Annotated in this window: 13 protein-coding genes; 3 read left to right on the top strand and 10 right to left on the bottom strand. The window is 40.0% G+C overall.

What is annotated here, in order from left to right; translation table 11 throughout:
- The first annotated feature begins 8 nt into the window (after nt 1-8).
- Both QQK06_RS10605 and QQK06_RS10600 read left to right on the top strand, forming a co-directional pair.
- The gene (locus QQK06_RS10605) at nt 9-962 is read left to right on the top strand and encodes a DnaJ C-terminal domain-containing protein (RefSeq protein WP_284244634.1); all 954 of its coding nucleotides are present in this window, start codon (nt 9-11) and stop codon (nt 960-962) included.
- A complete protein-coding gene (locus tag QQK06_RS10600; protein WP_284244633.1) occupies nt 962-1,285 on the top strand; it encodes a chaperone modulator CbpM in 324 nt (107 codons plus the stop codon). The genes QQK06_RS10605 and QQK06_RS10600 overlap by 1 nt, the downstream gene beginning before the upstream one ends.
- A gap of 247 nt (nt 1,286-1,532) precedes the next feature.
- On the opposite strand, the gene QQK06_RS10595 is transcribed toward QQK06_RS10600, so the two are convergent.
- Nucleotides 1,533-2,966, bottom strand: a complete 1,434-nt coding sequence (locus QQK06_RS10595) for a serine hydrolase domain-containing protein (protein ID WP_284244632.1) — start codon at nt 2,964-2,966, stop codon at nt 1,533-1,535.
- 120 nt (nt 2,967-3,086) lie between these two features.
- Between QQK06_RS10595 and QQK06_RS10590 the strand changes: the two genes are divergently transcribed.
- Nucleotides 3,087-5,108, top strand: a complete 2,022-nt coding sequence (locus QQK06_RS10590) for a winged helix-turn-helix domain-containing protein (RefSeq protein ID WP_284244631.1) — start codon at nt 3,087-3,089, stop codon at nt 5,106-5,108.
- 142 nt (nt 5,109-5,250) lie between these two features.
- Here QQK06_RS10590 and QQK06_RS10585 read toward each other — a convergent pair whose 3' ends face one another.
- The 9 genes from QQK06_RS10585 to QQK06_RS10545 form a co-directional block, all read right to left on the bottom strand.
- The gene (locus QQK06_RS10585) at nt 5,251-6,114 is read right to left on the bottom strand and encodes a YicC/YloC family endoribonuclease (RefSeq protein WP_284244630.1); all 864 of its coding nucleotides are present in this window, start codon (nt 6,112-6,114) and stop codon (nt 5,251-5,253) included.
- 113 nt (nt 6,115-6,227) lie between these two features.
- Nucleotides 6,228-7,328, bottom strand: coding sequence for a permease (locus QQK06_RS10580; protein ID WP_284244629.1), 1,101 nt, complete (start codon nt 7,326-7,328; stop codon nt 6,228-6,230).
- The gene (locus tag QQK06_RS10575) at nt 7,321-7,743 is read right to left on the bottom strand and encodes a MerR family DNA-binding protein (protein ID WP_284244628.1); all 423 of its coding nucleotides are present in this window, start codon (nt 7,741-7,743) and stop codon (nt 7,321-7,323) included. Before QQK06_RS10575 ends, QQK06_RS10580 begins: the two co-directional genes overlap by 8 nt.
- Before the next feature lie 130 nt (nt 7,744-7,873).
- Nucleotides 7,874-8,806 carry a DM13 domain-containing protein gene (locus QQK06_RS10570; protein ID WP_284244627.1) on the bottom strand — a complete coding sequence of 311 codons (933 nt, stop codon included), beginning with the start codon at nt 8,804-8,806 and terminating at the stop codon, nt 7,874-7,876.
- A 110-nt stretch (nt 8,807-8,916) separates the two neighbouring features.
- Complete coding sequence (locus tag QQK06_RS10565) at nt 8,917-9,108, bottom strand: GMC oxidoreductase (RefSeq protein WP_284246609.1); 192 nt, start codon at nt 9,106-9,108, stop codon at nt 8,917-8,919.
- 24 nt (nt 9,109-9,132) lie between these two features.
- Nucleotides 9,133-9,846, bottom strand: a complete 714-nt coding sequence (locus QQK06_RS10560; RefSeq protein ID WP_284244626.1) for a transposase — start codon at nt 9,844-9,846, stop codon at nt 9,133-9,135.
- A gap of 338 nt (nt 9,847-10,184) precedes the next feature.
- Entirely contained in the window at nt 10,185-10,670 is a 486-nt protein-coding gene (locus QQK06_RS10555; RefSeq protein WP_284244625.1) for a hypothetical protein, read from the bottom strand.
- A gap of 4 nt (nt 10,671-10,674) precedes the next feature.
- Complete coding sequence (locus QQK06_RS10550; RefSeq protein WP_284244624.1) at nt 10,675-18,168, bottom strand: FG-GAP-like repeat-containing protein; 7,494 nt, start codon at nt 18,166-18,168, stop codon at nt 10,675-10,677.
- A gap of 143 nt (nt 18,169-18,311) precedes the next feature.
- On the bottom strand, nt 18,312-19,703 hold the full coding sequence (locus QQK06_RS10545) for an Ig-like domain-containing protein (protein WP_284244623.1): 1,392 nt from the start codon (nt 19,701-19,703) through the stop codon (nt 18,312-18,314).
- Nucleotides 19,704-19,746 lie beyond the last annotated feature (43 nt).

The following is a 19,746-nucleotide window of genomic DNA, read 5'->3' as shown; positions in this document are numbered from 1 at the left end:
GATGAATTATGGAATTTAAAGATTACTATCAAATTCTTGGTTTAGAGCCTGATGCCAGTGCCAAAGAAATAAAAACCGCTTACCGAAAACTAGCGCATAAATATCATCCTGATATGAATCCCAGTGAAGGGGCAGATGCAAAATTTAAAGAAGTTGCCGAGGCATATCATGTACTTAACAACCCCAAAACCAGAGCTGAGTTTGATGAACTTAGGCAATATGGCGCGCAATCCCCCTATGGATTTCAACCACCACCCGGCTGGCAAGCGTCTCACGATGCTGAATTTGAAAACACTCAACAATTTGGAGAAGACTTTTCCGATTTCTTTAATGCTATCTTTGGTCAACGGCCTCAGGGGTTTACTCAGCGACAAGCACATCAACATCGCCCTTCCCGAGGTCAGGACGTTGAAGTTGAATTACCCGTATTTTTAGAAGAAACATTACAACAAAATGAAAAATCCGTTGAATTTACCTTGCCAGCCGATGAATATCTGCAACAACAACCTATTAAAAAACATCTCAAAGTAAAAGTTCCTAAAGGCGTGTCAGACGGCGCTAGAATTCGCCTGAAAGGACAAGGTAAACCCGCATATAAAGGAGGTGTAGCAGGCGATTTATATTTACATATTCGTATTGTGCCACATCCGCTGTTTGATGTTTCCGGCCACAACCTAACCATTACTGTCCCCTTGGCACCGTGGGAAGCCGCCTTAGGCGCTAAGATCACCGTACCAACATTAGATGGAAAAATCAGTTTATCGATTCCCCCCAACAGCCAATCTGGCGATAAATTGCGCATTAAAGGTAAAGGCTTACAAACGCAAACCATTACCGGCGATTTATTTGCCATTATCAAAATAGTGCTACCAGAGCAAAGCAGCGAACAAACTAAAGAGTTATGGCAAAAATTAGCAGCAAATGCAGCGTTTGAACCCAGAAAAGAATGGAGGGACAAATAATGAGTGAAGCATTATTGAGTATTTCATTTAATGAACTCTGCCAGCTCGAAGGCATAGAAAGCCAGCTGATTATTGAAATTGTCGAATATGAAATAGTTAGTCCGCTCAATAAGCAACAGGCGCCTAATGATCAACAATGGTTATTTGATACCAGCAGTATCCACTGGATCAAAAAAGCGTTGCGCTTACGACACGATCTGGAAATCGACTGGGTCGCCATCGCCATAGTGATCAAGTTAATGCGACAAAAAGAAGCGCTGCAAAAAGAAAATGACGCCATACGACGCCAACTAAGACGATTTGTTAAAAATGAAATAAATTAAGCGCTATTCCTATTAGCGTGGCAACGACACTATAACAATGAGCTGGATTGCAGATAATAATGTAAGTATCCAGCTCATTATGTAACGTAGTGGCTTAGTAAAGTTGTCTATTACATGTTCTCACATCTGATCAGGGAAAGATCAGACCGAAAAATAACATGCGCCGTTATGCTCGACACTCATGTAGATGATATTGATATAGAATCAACTGACTAGCTCCGTTGCTACTCCCTACGACAACTAATAGTTAAAATAATTGTTGAAACTTAGCCAATACCGGTCGGGCAGCAAAGCTATGATTCGATAGAATCACAATACTAAACCGAGAGTCTAGGTTTATGTCTAAATGGGTACTCACTCCCGGAAAAGCACCACTGTGACCAACAACCTTTTGCCCGTTAACTGAGCGCACAGTGAATCCAAGTCCATAATTTTCAGCTCCTAACGCCACCTGCGCAGAGAATGCCTGAGACAACATCTCATCATCCAATAATTGATGTTTCAACAATGCCTCAACAAACTTCATCATATCTGGCGCCGATGAATAACAACCTCCCGCGGGGCCACCTCTTTTTTCATGAATGAATAAATTATTACGCCATTGTTTCGCTACACCGTGATAGTCATACCCAATCGCTGCATTTTTTACTGGGTATTGCAGGTCAAGACATTCGGTATTGTGCATACCAGCGGGAGCAAATACGTGGGTATTTATCGCTTGATAATACGTTTGGTGAGTCAATTTTTCGATGATAAGTCCTAAAACAAGCATACCATCATTGCTATATCGGTATTGGCTCCCCGGTGAAAAATTCATGGTAACTTTTGCGAGTGTTTGCATACAGTCTTGCCAAGACTCTACAATTGAATTTTGCCCTTGTTCACAATTTACGCTGCCTATGCCAGAGGTATGAGATAATAAGTGCCTAATCTGTATTTTTTTTAATTGCTTGTCGTCAGTATTTAATGGCAAATACTTAACCATAGGATCAGTCAAACTCAATTGACCATCTGCTACCAACTTCAAAATAGTGACAGCGGTAAACATTTTATTCATTGACGCTAAGTTAAAACGAGTCTCTATGTTATTTTTTATGTCAAAGCGCTTGCTTGCTAAACCGCTGCTGTATTTAAGTATTGCTTTATTGTTCTTGGTCACCATGACTGAGCCAGAAAATGCCTCATTAGCAGATAAATGTTGTAAATATTGGCGCAATAAATTCACGGCATTATCAGTTGTAGGTTTATCTTTCGCTGCCACTTGCTCAGGTTCAGCTCTAAATCTTAAACGAGTTATCTGCATTGGCAGCTGTTCAGAAAACGTAAGTTCAGTGCGATAAGCAAATTGAGTGTTTTCTGACGTTAAATAAGCGTCTGCCCTAAGAGGCGTAGCATCTTCATCGACAAAGGCGATTGAGTCAAAATGGAATCCACCATGAAAGTGACTTTCTGCCGCCAGATAATCCGCGTAACTGTTTACTCCGCCAACCCGAGCTAACGTATCAGCATCTATGTACTTTTCAACAAACTCCCGCTGCTGTTGATAACTCTTAGAATTAATTGCCTCTACCAATTGCAACGTAATGTCCTTTGCCATCGTTAAAGTCGATACTTGTTCAGCTCTTGCTGGTTGTGTGATTGCTGTCAGCAAAATAACCAAAGCAATTATATAATTTCGCATTTTATTTCCTTTATATATTAAACTACGTGGCCACTATTCTGTTTTTAAATAAAATGTCGATGATGAAAAGGGTAAGTTTTTGTGATTTTTATGTTAGGTCTTGATAAATAAGGGTGTTGAGTGACTTCTTACTCGTTAAATCAATTAAGTGAAAAACCATTTTTTCTGAATCAATGTTGTATTGATGCAAGCCGAAACACCATCAATAAAAACAAAGATGTGCAATCTATTGAACCCAAAGTGATGCAGTTGCTGCTGGTACTCGTCGTTAATAATGGCCAAGTGGTCAGTCAAGAACAGTTATTTAGTTTGGTGTGGCCAGAGTCAATTTTTAGCCCTGGATCCATTAGACGAGCGATCGCTTTACTTAGAAAAGCGTTTTTAGAGTGTGGCGAGCCTGACATAATCACCACTTACCCCAAACAAGGCTATGCCTTAAATGCCAATATCAAAACCACAGATACACAGATCACCAATAAAAAAAACTTAGCTGTGTTATTAGGCATAGCGGTGACAATATTATTAATTTTTATCATGTTTTGGCTTCAACCCAGCAGCACAACTTATGTTGTAAAAAGTGTTGTTCCCATCACAGCAACCAACGAGCTTGAATTTAAGGCTAAAGTATCCCCTAACGGTAAGCAGCTTGCTTTTTTAAGAACAAGTAGTAATGCCGAGAGGATGCTGTGGATAAAAGAGTTAAATAATACGAACCGGGAAGATCAATTGATCAGCGGTGCAGTGGATGAATTCACTTGGTCATTAGATTCAAAAAGCTTGATATTTCAGTATAAAGAGCACTCCAAACAACTGAGTCAAATTAATTTAGACACTCAAGTGATTAATCACATTAGCTTTCCAGCGCATATTACTCGCATCAGTTCACTGCAGATGGGGCAATTGCATCAGGTGTACTTTCTAGCAAAAGATGACACGGACATTACAGAAGAACATATCGGCTCAACGCATCTTGTTTCAGTTAACCTCCTGACTGGCGAATTGACAAAAATAAAACACTTTTCAAGTAGCTATAAACCTTACGAAATAAGCATCAATAAAAAGGGAGACATTATCGCATTAGCTGGGTTTAATGGTGTAGGTAAAACCGAAATTCACGCCATTGAATTGAGCAACGTCTCTGGTGCTAAGTCGCTTCAATCTCGCATCATCGCGACGCTCAAGGTTAATCGTTATTTTTTAAGCTGGCACCCAAATAATCAGCAATTAGTGCTTAGCGATGGTCGTGCGTTATCAATTTTAGCTCTAACCGGTGACGTGCACGAGATAAACTACAACAGCTATGACTTTGTACAACATCCGCAGTTTTCAATTAGTGGCGATGAGATCATATTTAGTTATGCAAAACACGATATTGATATCAGCCTCTTGAGTCGAAACAGCTTAAATGAAACTATTGAGCTAGCCAACTCCAATACCGTAGACAGAGCGGGAATTTTATCGCCAGACTTAAAACAACTGGCATTTATTTCCCACCGAAAAGGCTATCCGCAAGTTTTTGTTCATGATATCGACAGTGGTCGATTAACATTGGTTTACGAAAATCACCAACAGTGGCTTGGCATTTCGCAACCGGTTTGGCATTCAAATAGCGAAAAATTAGCTTTCTCGAATTACGATTTTCCTATTGTAGTAAATTTTGAGAAAGGCACAGTCCATACCAAACAGTACACTCACTCATTAGGTGTGGTATCTGACTTTTACTCTGATGGTGAGCATGTGCTGGTTACTTCGCGTTCTACTGACAAGCTATATAAAATTCGTTTATCCGATGAGTCGCTCATTGACCACTTCAATACAAAAGCGAAAACGCCGCTGTTAGTCAATGATAATGTGTGCTTTCCAAAACAAACGGCATTAGTTTGTGAAATAGACGGGGTAGAAACCAAGGTAAAAGAATTCCAACAAAATATTCGCGATTGGCATAAATCAGGAGACGACATCATCGTTAGCTTGACATACAAAACGCTAGCGCTCGAGCCCAAAACATTGTCTTTAGAGCAAACGATTAATATTCGTGACAAATCACTTGATGTAACAGGTGTATTAAACGATCAATGGTTAATTGCTGAATCCATTAATACCGAGAAAGACATTATTTCCCTGATGTTAGACAAGCAATAATAAGCCGTTCAAAGACGAAATTGAACGGCATATTTAAAGGTTCATTGACCAGCGCAGAATGACTAAGTACTACTATAAATGAGTTCCGAAATACACCTGAAAAGGTTTTCACTATAAGGCTTGTCAGTTTTCCAGAATACAACTATTCAATATTTTGGATCTGCTCACGCATTTGTTCGATCAATACTTTTAATTCAACCGCAGAGTTGGTGATATCGCTATTGATAGATTTTGAGCCTAAAGTGTTCGCTTCGCGGTTAAATTCCTGCATCATGAAATCTAAACGGCGGCCTTGGGCTCCACCTTTTTTCAATATGTTTTTGGTTTCTTTAACATGACTGAATAGCCGATCAATTTCTTCATCAACATCCATTTTTTGCGCCAGCATTACCAGTTCTTGTTCAACCCGAGTTGATTCCAGCTCAATTTTCGCTTCTTCAAACTTATCGGTAATACGAGTACGCTGCCACTGGATTACTTCCGGCATATGCGCTTTTACTTTTTCAGCTTCAAGTACTATGGCATCTAAGCGCTGCTCGATTAACGCTTTAAGATTGCCTCCTTCGCTCGCTCTGGCGCTAATAAAATCCGTCAATGCTTGATCAAACCCAGCGAGAATATCTGCTTGAATACTGTCCATATCGGTTTCTTCAGTTTCCATTACACCAGGCCAGCGCATAATTTCTAGAGGATTTACCTGACTGTTTAACGTTTGTTCGTTAATCCAGCTGGCATGCTCTAATAATTGTTGGGCTAAATCTTTATTAAGCGACAATTTACCTTTAGCGGCAGGGTTGGCATTAAAACGTAACGCACATTCAACTTTGCCTCGATTTAGTGCCTTACGAAAACGCTCTCTTAATACTGGTTCAATGCCGCGAAATTGCTCGGGTAAACGAAAGTAGGTTTCTAAAAATCGTTGGTTAACGCTGCGAATTTCCCAAACAGCATTACCCCAGTCACCTTTAATTTCAACACGTGAAAAGGCGGTCATACTATGGATCATAATCTTTCCTATTAACTATTTTTATAAGAATGAACAGCGAAATTATGCCTGAGCTTGGCCAATTTAGCTATTATCTGCGCCAAATTGGCCGTATCTTTCAGTTAATCGGTGAATTAACCAGCAAAGCCGGTGTTAAGTATCCAGCCAATTAGCAATACCTGTGGCACGGTAATCAGTGGTAAAAACAAGGCGATTTTCCAGCTTTTAGTGGTATCTTTTAATACCATAATTTCCGTATAGTCAGTTGAAGCACCGGCCATTAAAAAGGTGAACGAATTACCCGGTGCTGACGCTCGGGTGATTAAATCAGCAGCAATTGGTGTTGAGCCTTCTGAGCACACTTCAATAATCGTCGCTGCCAGCAGAGTTAACAATAAACCTCCGGCGGTTGCACCAAACCAGGTAGCAAAACTATCCTCTGGCACGAAAGCGCGAATTAGCCCTACCAATACAATACCAACCGCGACCCAACGAAAAACCATGCGTGAACCTTTAAAGCCGTTTATGATCATATTGATTAGCGCTTTCGGTGAATAATCAGCATTTTTAGTTAGTACCTTTAAGGTTTGTTTAAAGTTAAAATCATCAGCTAGTTCATGTGCATGGGGGTTTTTAGGTAACTTACCCGACTTTTCTAGGCGATCAAAAATATAACCACTTATCCACGCTACCACCAGTGATAAAGCGATAAATACCAGTGTCCACTTAAGGCCTATCAAACCAATCAAGATAAAAGTCAGCGTAAAGGAATTCCAAGGGCTAGCGATAATAAACGCCATTACTTGCCCTAAACTGGCTCCTCGCTCATAGAGTTTCATCCCAACCATTAAAATACCATGGTTACATAGGTCGAATAGTAGACCAGCCATTGTTGCTCTAAACAATCCAGAGACAGTATGTCCTTTACCAATGGTGGCAATAACCACATCTTTAGGTAAACGATTGAGCCATCCAACTATTAACACGCCAAATGCCATACCTATCCACATGGCGTCTAGCATCTCAACTGTGGTAGCACTTACCGTGTAATACCATCTTTCTGACGGAGACTGTAACCAATACCCAACAAACGCGATCAATACAAATATCGCTGAGCCCCACATCAACCAATCAATGCTCTGCTTATCACTATCACAGCAACTTGATTTCGCTGATTGCTCAGTATTTGTATTTATAGGCTTGCCAGGTTTATCAGTATTGCAGCAATTAGACATGATCAGACTCCTCTTCGATTAGCCCCTCAATAAGGTGACAAACATGGTCTCCAGTTGGGTTGCAATCAGGCAAGGTTTGCCACGTCGCCAATGCATTTTGCATTTTATTGCAAGTAGTTTGCATGGTTTTGATTTTTGCCTGAGTTTCCGCGATACGTTGTTTCATGATCTCTCGCACCGTTGGACAAGCTGAGTGTCCCAACTTAGATTCAGCAATAAAGGCTTCAATATCTTGTAATGAAAAGCCCAATGACTTTGCCTGAATAATAAACTGTAATCGTTTTTCATCAGCTAACGAATAGGCTTTGTAACCATTATTTGGATCGGTAGATGGAGTTAGTAACCCGATACGCGTGTAGTATCGCACGGTATCAACATTGAGTGCCTGGCGATCAGCAAGTTGTTTTGCTTTCATAAAGTGCCCCTAATCATCTTAATTATAGGCACTATAAAGCTATGAGCTACTCATAAGTCAATCATGTGCGTTAATTTATTTTTAAATATGCGACTAAATATCCTCTATTGTTAATATTTAGTCTGCATCCTTATTCTGGCGTGAAGGTTACTTGACCAAAATTAGCATTAAAATCAACGCACCAAACACTAATACCATTGAGATCATCCAAAGTTTTCCCATTAGGTAAACGCAAAATCATCTCGTCGTTATTAAACGGCATGCCGTTAATAGCCTGACTGATCGGGAAAGCCTCTGCTTCACTGTACTGATGGTCGATTGCCGCGTAAAAATAGACTTCAGGACCACCACCGTCATAGCTAAATTCCGTCACTTTAATGGTACAATCATCCATAATTTCCGCGCGGCCGCTGACGTTATGAGCAAAGGTTTCAAAATAACCATAATAGCCCACCATAGGATGCGTTTTATCGCAGTTAGAAATGCCTTGATCGTTTAACTCCGCCAAAGTTTGTTGAAAATGATAAACCGCCATTTCAGCTGAGATCAGCATTTGGTGAAAACCGCCATTATCAAAGACTAAATCAATTACCTGTTCGTCAAAATCTGGTGCAGCAAAATCGATATACATTCCTTGCGCGGCGCTATGAGCAGCAGCGGTAATTTGAATACCGTTATTAGGATCACCATCAAAGTCCAGCGTTTGTAATAAACGCAAAATATTAACCACTTCTGGGTGATTAATATCACTCGTCCCAACAATATCTAATGGTGTCATAACATTTTTTACTAGCACTGCGCTAAAACTAATATCACCAATAGAAAAAGTGACCGTTTCATTAGCTTGGTAGCTAAACTCTCCTTCGGCATTAGTCATGCCATTACCCGAAGCAGTAGCATAATTAAGTCCCTGTACTGCGGAGTCTAAAAACATGCCTGTAAAGGTAGTTGGTGTAGTATTAGTTAGTGGTGTGGGTGTAGAAGATGAACCGCCACCTCCTCCGCCACCGCAGGAGATGATTAATAGCGAGAATAGACTAGTGATTAAATAGTTAATTTTCATAATAAAAACCTTTATTTTGTTTCTATCATGAGTATTACACTAGCTCACTTCGCAATCCTCACAAAAGTATCACAATTTCATACAATTCAATCACAAGCGATAAAATTACACTAAATCTGTTGCCAGCGTTGTTTGATATGTTCCGCAACGCGAAATGCATTGGCATAAATAGTAAAGGTATAAGGCACACTACCGCCGGTTGGCATAAATGAGCCATCAGTGATGTAAAGATTATCTACTTCATGAGCCTGACAGTATTTGTTTAATACCGAGGTTTCGGGATCATCACCAAAGAGTTCAATGGATAGTTCAATAGTTCAATGGGGTCAGATCAATTGATTTTCCCTGAACTTTTGAGAACGCCGGTCACCACCCCGTTGAGCTGGCGTTATTCTCCTCTTTACCATTGCTTGAACTTCTGATTGAAATTGTTGACCACCCAATACCCAGCCTTTATTCGTACTATCCCTAATGGCAGTAATATCTGATGTAGCAATATGCCGTCTAAATAATGCCAGATAGTTTTTGCATTGCTCTTTTTTATCTTGACCTAATTGTAAATAACAGTCATGAGGCGTAATCAGCTTTGATGTTTCGCCAAGTGCATTTACCTTAAAACTTGACCACTGATAATCCCCAGGATGCTCAACCATATTCGCCCGTACCGGGTTCATTTCAATATAACGACTGACAGTAAGAAAGTAATGATTATTATCCACCAGTGTAGATTTATAACGCCCTTCCCAAAGCGTGCCCGTGCGGCGGTACGATCGGTTAATGTATTGCACATAATAGCGACCAAGTGACTGCATTAATTTGCTGACGCCATCCTTAGTTGATGGGGTGAGTAATAAATGCACATGATTAGTCATTAGTACATAAGCATGTACCGCCACATTAAACTGGTTACTGTATTTAAAGAGTTTATCTAAATACAACTGATAATCGGCTTCAGCAAAAAAGCAAGCACTGCGATTATTGCCCCGTTGAATAACGTGTTGCGGAATATTAGCTAAATTTAGCCGAGGAAGACGTGCCATTGTTCATCCTTAAACAATATACTCGTCTAATAAGTTAAGCAGATGTTATATCAAAAGGCCAAATCAAACTTTTCAATCGGATCTGACCCCTTTGATTTTTGTTGATGGCGAAACATTTTTTTATCGATTGGAGTCTGAATAGGTATAGTAGCGTCTGCCAGCTTTGTCACCAACCCAAAGGAAGCGAAGCACCAATCCCAAAAGTTAAACGCCAGATAAAAGAAAACCAGCAGTTGCTGGCTTTCGTTTGCTTGGCTTAGATTGCTCCCAAACTAAATAAAGTTAAGGGCAGAGTGTTTGATGATTTGAAATCAATCACTCTGAACCTTTGGTTTATTCTATAGTGTTATCCACATGTATTTAATATACCAACCATCACTTAAAGGTTTGAAGCACTGACCCATTTCTGTATCTTCTAGTTCGCCACATAGGTTTAAATTAATTTGTTCAGATTCAGATAAGATGAAACCTACATGAAATTTCTTTCCTTCAATTTCTATTTCTCTATAGGTGAACGCTAATCCTTTTTTTAAGCGTTTAACAAGAGATGCTTCTATTTTAGTTAATTTATTAACAAGAACTTCATCTTGTAAAAATGTTATTTCACCATTAGAAAATCTAGCTTCCACTTCATTATTCCTTTGAAGAGAAAAACTATTCAGCGCACTGTTTGTAATAAACTTTTCACTAAGCTCCATATATTCGCTTTTGTTCAAATAAAAATGTGCTTTCCCTGTGTGCGAAAATGGGTAGCTATCATATGCAAAGCAATAAAATGCACCAATAAGAAGAAATATAAAAATAAAAAATTTCATTTTCATCATATGTTTACTCAAAAAGTTCTTTTGCTGAAGAATAATTCCAATTTTCAGAAATGCTATTTGGCCTAACAAATTCTACGATATTAGTTGAATTATAAGCTTGTACAAAAACACTTGCATCTAAATCTGCCGCTAGGGCTTCGTAGTATTGATATCTGCTGTTTATAACCTCAAGTGTCGTACCCGGTTTGCTTGCTATAACTAATGCTGCCATATTTTCAGAACCTTGCGCACATTCAATACAACTGGCAAATAAACCTCCATTATGCTGAAGACCTTTAGCGTAATTGATGCTTGGTTTCGAGACCACATAGCCATCTTTACTATATTGTACATAAGCACCAACATCTTCATTAGCAAATTCACTATCAATTTCACCCGAATTGTAAAAATCTCTTACTTTCTTACTTTGAGCTAAAGCATGTTGCAAAGCCGCTTTTCGATTCGAGAGGTAATGAGCCTCATCGTTAAACATCCTAGAGAAAGCTCCCGTCGTTGCACCATTGGCAAATTTTCCACCTGTCAATTTAGAAACTGTACCACCAACAACTGCCGCAGCCATAATTCGACCTAAACTGAATCTAGCTGAGCTAATGCCATTGATACTCTTCGCAAATCCTTGTGCAACACCAGCAGCTAAGAAGCCATGACCAAACTTACCTCCTTGCAGTACGCTTGTGATCCCTCCCACCATAGCGTGAGCAGCTATTTTTCCAACTGTTGCAGCGGTAGTTAACTCACCCCCACTAAAGCAAGATTGACAATTTGCCTGTGAAAATGCTTCACCAACTTGATAGAAGGCCATCGCAGTGAAGGCCCCCCTCAACGCCCCAGTAAATACGTTTCCACCATTAGCAGCAGCTCCTGCTGCACCAGATGCGGCACCGACAAGAGCGTACCCCGCTTGCCCACATTGTACATTTCCACCACAGATATAAGTGCCTATGGCTGCTACTATTAGCCCCACGTAAGGTCGTATTTTTTTCCATGTTTTACTCCACCAACTGTAACCACTTGGATCTGTTAATGTCAGAGGGTTGTTTCTCACATAAGCATAGCGGTTATAGCTTTGTGAATCGCTTGGTGCTTGGATAATAGGATCAGCCTGAAGGAATCGACCCAACGTTGGATCGTAGATCCGACCGTTCATATGAATGATATCGGCATGATCTACTGATTCATGACCGGTATAACCCCGGGTCGTCAGATCCAGTGCTTGTGCCAGAGTTAACGTAGTAAAGCTGTTTAGGGTGTCAATGACATTGGCACTATCAACAACCGTTTTCTTACCCCAGACATCAAAATAAAGCTTCTCTTTGATATTGCCGTCGACATCGGCAATGGTATCAATACTGCCCAAATGATCGGTTAACAGGTAGTTGATTTCCTGGGTGCCATTACTGCGTCTAAGCTCAATTGCTCCCGGCAGGCTACGGCGGGTCGTCACTACATTAGTGTTAGACTTGCTGATCACTTCGACATTACCCACATAGTAAGTGGTGGTAGTCACCTGCTGGCCGTCTACCATTTCCGTTGTCACCCGCTTATAACGACTGTTATTGGTGCCGTAACTAAAGAAGGTAACACTGTTATCCTGCGTGTTTTCAATACGGCTTGCCTTGTCAAAATAGCTGTATTGAATGCTACGGCCGCGGCCTGAGGTCATATTACCGTTATCGTCATACTGGTATTCATTAACGGAGCAATTTTCACCGCTGCCAATACCGGTTACAGCATGAGGACCAGTGCCCGCATAACAATAATGCCCTAACCCTTGTTTCCATTTAATATTACCGTTTTCATAGTAGCTGACTACTTCAGTACCATTAACTGTGGTTAAACGGTTAACGTCGTCATAACCAAAGCTTTCTGACTGGCCTAAGGTGCCTGCTTTTAAGGTATTATTGGTACGGCTACGTAAATTACCTAAGGCGTCAAAGGTATAGACATTATCCTGAATGCTAACACCATTACTTTCGGCGGTAATCGTTTTTAAAAAGCCAGTTACTGTGTCGTAATCTTTAATCGATGCAATGGCACCATTATTTTGACTAAAACGTTTCACATTGCCTAAGGCATCCATTTCAGTGATTTGCTGATAAACAAGTCCATTAGCACTATCGCGTGCTTCCGTTTGTTTATACAGATAACCTCTAGTGTTGTAGTGGTTTTGAATACCACGGCAACTGCCAACCACTGAACCACTGCTATTAAAGCAACCATTAAACCCTTGCGCAGGGTCAAATTGCTGGAACACCCTGCCATATTGGTCAAAAGTGGTTTGCTGGGTATAAGTAGTGGTGTTATCAATTAAGGTTTGTACCTTATTGGCTCGGCCAAAACTGTCATAGAAATACGACTTAACCTGAGAATTATGGCTTTCAGTGCTTAGCCTGTGCTCATCATAAACATAGTCAATGGTATCAACTATCGGGCTGTTGTCGTCTGTACCATCACGCGTTTGCTTGGTCTTCATACGGCCAACACTATCACGATAATTTCGCGTGGTATAACCGCGTGCTGAAGACTGTAATACCAATTCACCCAACGCGTTATGCTGATAACTCCATACGCCTTTATCTGGGTCATTCATGCTGGTTTTACGACCATAATTGTCGTAACCAGTGACAATCTCTACGTTATCGATGCCAATGACTTTGGTCAAATTACCGGTAGCATTGTAATAATAACGAATGGTGCTGCCAGCATTAGTAGCTGCATTGTCTTCAACTGACGTCAGTTCACCCAAGGCATTCTTGGTTTCGGTTTTAACCTGTGTTTGTGCTTCATTATCATTTGGGTTAACCGTGGTAGTAACCGATAAACCGCTGTAATCAACTTCTGTTGTCACACCACTGGCTAGACTTGAGTCAGTTATACGACCATAAATATCATAAGTAAAACTATCCCAAGTTTGTGCATTAGCGAATGCAGGGGTTGACTGACTAATGACTCTGCCATGCTGGTCATAATGCGACTCGCTGACAATCCACTGACCATCAAACGCCTGCTTTTTCACCGCAATTTTTTGCCCTAACTTATTAAAGTAAGTTTTAACCGTCGGTTTGCCGTTACTGGTTACGGTTTCAACATAATAAGAGCCACTGAAAGAGGTAGTATCTGACGACCTGGAGACAACAGATTTTTGTCCTAAGCTGTTGCTGGTGAAATATTGTCGACCGAAAGTATCATAATCGATATTGGTTTTTACGCCATTAATGTCTGTGGTTTGTGTCGGTTGCCCATAACCGTTGCGAGCATTAATCGTTGTTAAACTGGCAAATTTATCATTGCCTTGAGAGACAACAAAACGACCATTGCTATCATATTCAGTAACCTTACGACGGAATACTTTGGTAATGTCATCCTCAGTCGTTACATTAACACTACTACAATCAATAGCCCCTACATTGGCATGACTAATGGTAGTAGTTTCATTGCCCCAGTCATCATAACAATGCAATGTCGTTAGGCCGTTCACACTTTCGGTTTTCAGCATCCCTTCATTAGCATGGTTTGCTGCGTAATAACCAAAGCTGGAACTGCGTACAATATCCGGTATTACAGGAGCATCGGTGCGATCATCAATACGTTCATGAGTAACTGTCGCATTAGTGATACGCCCTAACCACCATTTTGGCTCATCATCAACATCATAGACATTATCCGTTGTCACTGTACTCAATGCAGTAGTGCTAGTTCCTTCATAGGTATCAACCACTACTTTAGTTAAATTGGCATGGTTATCATTGGAATCACCATACAAACCATAAGAGTTGGTAGTAACCACTTTACTCACTTGTGTTACGCTATTACCTGAATTAACACTATAGTTATTTTCAGTAGATGTTCGTAAGTAAGGATAAACTACAACACCACCATGCAGTGATTTCTGCTGCCAGCTATTAACAGCATAAGATAAGGTATCACCTGCGTCGTTTTGTACCAAGGTATCTTTTGGCATACCAATATAGGGGAAATCCTGATGGTAACTGGTAGTTGTTGTCACTCTTGTTTGGTTGTCAGTAGTCATAAGCTTTTCAAAGCCCAACATACCACGACCGCCAGCCTGAGCTCTTAATGCTTCATACCGATAACTGACGCTAACCGTATTGCTACTATCAAAGGTATCATTGACATAACTTGGCGCATCTGATGTCACCTGACTGACAACAAACTGCGGAGATATGATATCAAAAACAGGTGAGCCTCTACCATAATCCAGATCTTCTGCACCTTGACCTTTGGTATAGACACTTGTGTCTGTTAATTGTTCGTAGTCAATTGTTGTTTCTAGGCCAAAACCATTGGTAATTTTATAAATGGTATTGCCTGGCGTTATGTCTGCGACTCTGGTTTTTCGATAATAAAAAACTCTATCATCGAAATCTATATGGCCAATATCAATATATCCATCAGCATCCCAGTCACCCAACATCACAGAATCTTCACTTTCTTTATAGTCAGATTCATTTGCAATAGTTTCAGCGTCTTCAAAAGACCCATTATCTTGATATTTAACTAACCACTTTTTATCTGTTTTACTGAAATAAATAAAATCACTCTGTCCATCTTTATTCACATCAATAATTTGTGTACTGGTAACATCATCTGGTGAAAGAAGGTTACCATTAGAGTCCCTCATCACTAATGTTGCTCGATGAAAACCAATACCTGTTCCAAAATACAAATGGTAAATACTGGTATTTCGTTGATAGATCAAATCTCCTAAACCATCACCGTTTAAATCTCCAACATGAACAAATTCATCATCATCACTGTTCAGCTTTTGATAACTATCAGAAACCTTATCTAAAGCAACATAGCTAAATTCGCCATCTTGTTCTTGCAAGGTATAAGCTTGCCAATACAAATACGTAAATGTCCATTTTTGATTTAAATCACTGTAAACATCGGCAATACGAACAGCGATATCGGCAACACCATCACCATTAAAATCGCCAGGAGCTATATTTGTAGGAAAAAGATTGACGCGTGAACTATTATGAAAACAAAAACCACTATAATTCGAATCACTACAAGTTTTAGTTGATACTGGTTGGCTAACAGGAAGTGATACTGACTTAGCACTTGCTAATAAGCCACCTACATTCTGTGCTATCTTAGTACTGTTATTGTAATGAAAGAGCATATCAGGTAGTGCATCAGCATTAATATCATGGAACAGTACATCGGTGCCGGTATCTGACGTATTGATATTCAGGTTTTTGTCAAAACTAGATGATGTGTAACTTCTCCCGGTTCGCTCATTTTCAATAACAGAAATAGTAGGATCGTCAAGATCATAAACGTACCAATAATTTTTTCCCGCATATGCCTTGTAGTAAACAATTTCTACATGGCTGTCACCATCAAAATCAACCGGGTAAATTTTAATATCCTGATTGTCTTCAATACTAAATGAATCTAACTGGATCGATTCTTGAAATGTCCCCCGATTATTGTAACTGACATTCATTTCATAGTGGCCAGAGACTTTTACAACATAAACTAAATCGTTAAAACCATCACCATTTAAGTCAAACGGCTGAGAAGCTACAATCGTATTATCTTGTAGTTGGCGCGAATTATTAATGCCATAGCGATTCGTGACATCCTTGGCATTTTCGTCATACCATGTAAATTCCGTCGCAGCAGGTATACAAGATGAATCGACACATTCCTGTATTTTATTGATACGTTCGATAGCAGTATAAGGATCTGTTTCATAGCCTAAAACATAGCGCCTGATTTCTTCACTGCTATGATTTCTGATAATGATTTTATCTAGCTGCGCTTTACGCGTTACTTCCTTACCGGAAACAAAGCCAAATGGTATATCTTGGCGTGACGAATTATCTTTATAATCAAATTCAATTTCATTACCACTATATACTATTGAGGTTAAGACTTGCTCATTTTCACCAATATCACTGCTGCTTGCTGTACCCGTCTGATAATAGTAATAAATAGAATTACCTGATTTCTCTAAATTATCACTGACGCTGGATAAGTTCCAAACAATGATAGTGCCATCACCTGTTGATTGATAACTGTCGCTACGGCTTTCTTTGATATCACTGTTACCATAATAACTAATTGAACCATCTGCTCTTTCGACAGTAAAATATGCTGGCCCATTGCCAGCTGAGCCATACGATATTACCCGAGTTTGACTATCAATTTCTGTTCTATATTCTGTAGTGTTTTCCCCATAATCCCCGGTACTTACTTTCAATAGCTTTTGGCCATTTAAACAGAAACGATCATCGTTTGTTAATGTCAGTGAATGATTTACACCGTCTTGTTCAAATACTTGACGACAACGGGTTATCGCAGACTGTCCACCGATATTCCAGCCTTTTCCTAATGGGCCATTACCACCAGCTGAGCTGTAATTTAACGAAACCGAAGGCGTTACTCCGGCAATACCCTGAGGTAAACTTAGTGGTATTGAATAGGTTGCAGCACCTGATTCATCAACTCTGAATTCACCCGGAGTAAGCACACCAATCGTTTCACCCACTGCTCCCGAAGTTGGCGCACTTGCCAATGCTGGCGCAGTCGGCGATTCTGGGTTTGCCGGTTCTTCAATGATTGTTGCATCAACATAACCGTCTGTGGACTGGGCGATAGTAATGGTTTGACCACTAGTACTGGTTAATAAGAAATCCTGACTGCTATCACCAGAGAAATCACCAAAATCGATTTGATAATCGGTTAACGTCAATTGAGCAAATAAACTATTCCATTGCGCCTCATCTAAGGTAGTAACCGTATAACTGCCATCAGAGTTAGGTACTAATGAGATATACTGACTACCATGGGTCGCCGGAAGCTGAAGATATAAAGTATCGCCCTGTTGATAAACATCGGTGATATTAACGTGCTCAACGTCAAAAACCGCATGCTGTTCGACCGTTTCACTAGCATCACTCGAGGTTACTCGGGTAATTAAGGTATAACGACCTTCTGTCAATTCACCAAAATCAGCAAAATATAAACCTGCGCTATCTGGCTCGGTAACTGTTTTAATCCCTCTACCAGTTAATTCAAACGCTACCGTTGGAGCCGCCTCTCCCTCAGCCATTGTTACTTGTGTACGAGCAATAAAGTTGACGTTAGATGCCACCTTGGGCACAACAGATTCTGTATAGGGATAATTAATATAAACCTTATCTATCGCTTCTACGCCGCTCTCACAGGAATTGCTACTAATCACTTCAACCGGTTGCTGACTGCGTTTGGCAATAGACAAGAAATCAAACGTGCTAAAGTCTGCACTGAGTAACGATGCCCACTTCTGCTCATTACCTGATGAAATACAGCTTGGCAGGCTATGGGTTTTAGCTTCAGAGGTCGAAAACACCGTCATGGCATTTTCAACATCTAATGTGGTTACCGTATTATTAGCATAAGCGGGGAAAATACCCGTTGTTAATAAAGTGCCGAAAAAGCCATGAGTCAGATAGGATAAGAATCGAGTCTTCTTATTGTTCATCCCTGAGTCCTTGTTGTTTTTATTTTCTAATGCCAAAGGCAATGTTGAATTAAATCTATGTATTGCTGATGTTAACATATTGTTTATTAAATGCATTGAATGTTTTTCATTAGTTAATTGCTCTATTAGCATCGATTTCTGCCTCAAGGGGTACCTAGCAAGTCTGTATGGATATCTAATATTTTTTTGTCGGGCATAGTTTTTACCACAGTACGTGTTGCAGTAATAAACTCATTCTCATCAGCTGGAAAACGATTGCCATTTAAGTCAACGCAATACCATTTAGTTTCATGCACTTCTTCAGTGTTATAGACATAAGGTCCTACATGACCTGCAGGAGCCCTAACAGCCTCAGTATTAGAGCCAATGGATACCGAACGGCAATGTTCGACATTACTGATATCCCAGTAAAAAGTAGTGTTTTCGCCCGTTTGAACAACAGCAGGCACCCATTCAAATCGGTTAACTATAGGAGTATTGGTAACCGGTAATACATTAACCGTAACAACCGTTTCGCTAGAAACATAAGTGCTATTGTTAAGCTTATAAGCAAAGCTTTCTATTCCGATAAATCCATTATTTGGGGTATAAACAATTGAGTTATTCGCACTATTTACAGAAACAGTGCCATTTGCCGGTGAGGAGTGTATTTCGACAGGCACTGATTGCTTTGAATCGTTACTGGTCACATCAATAGTAACGGACTGATTTTCATAGGTATCAGCCACATCAGGAGAGGTTGGGACGTAGCTTACCGAGCTATCTTCCATCAAATTAATAAAATGGTTAACAGTAGCGCCACTAGGATCTGTCACGCTATAAGATAGATGTGCATTAGTGTTGAATATTTTCTCACTAGTCGGCATAAAAAAGACAACTCCCGGTTTTGTATTGCCATTACCATCTTTCAGACTGTAATTTCCCACGTAGTCCCAGTTTTCAGCGTAGTCAATCCTAATTTTGACTGTCAGTTCTGACATATTATTATCAACATCGGTACTTTCATCCATGGTTGGCAGTTCGATGACCAAATTATTGATATCCTCAGGCTTGAAAGTGCGGTAATAGAGAGAAATATTGCTTGGAAATGCTGGCGCGTCATTCACAGAGTTTATTGTTATCTCAACTTCGGTTGTTGAACTGGAGCCATAGCTGTTAGTTACCGAATAGGTAAAATAATCTTTACCAAAATAATTTAACGGAGGTTGGTAAGAGGCCACTTCAACCCCTTGGGCATTAGTTATTTTAGTCACCGTGCCCTTGGTCGCCTTAGTACCTGAAAATATTTTGCTGACATATAGTGTATTATCGGTACCACTCAAATTAACATCATTTGATAAAACATCTATTTCTGTTGTCACATCTTCATTAATAGTAATACTGTCGGCAACAGCTTCTACCTGCCCGGGAATAAAAATAGTAATACCATTAACTGATATAGGAATCCATTGACTGGCATTAGCTGTTAACATTGTGAGCGTTAACCCCCCCCCTAACAATGATTTAACACAAGATAGCAATGATGGTTTACTCATTTTTATTCCCTGAAATTTAAAGCCAGACAAAATGCTTGGCGGA

This window comes from Thalassotalea insulae (assembly GCF_030161395.1).
Taxonomy (GTDB): domain Bacteria; phylum Pseudomonadota; class Gammaproteobacteria; order Enterobacterales; family Alteromonadaceae; genus Thalassotalea_E; species Thalassotalea_E insulae.
The sequence above is the reverse complement of the archived record's forward strand: the minus strand, read 5'-3'. Positions and strand labels throughout refer to the sequence as shown.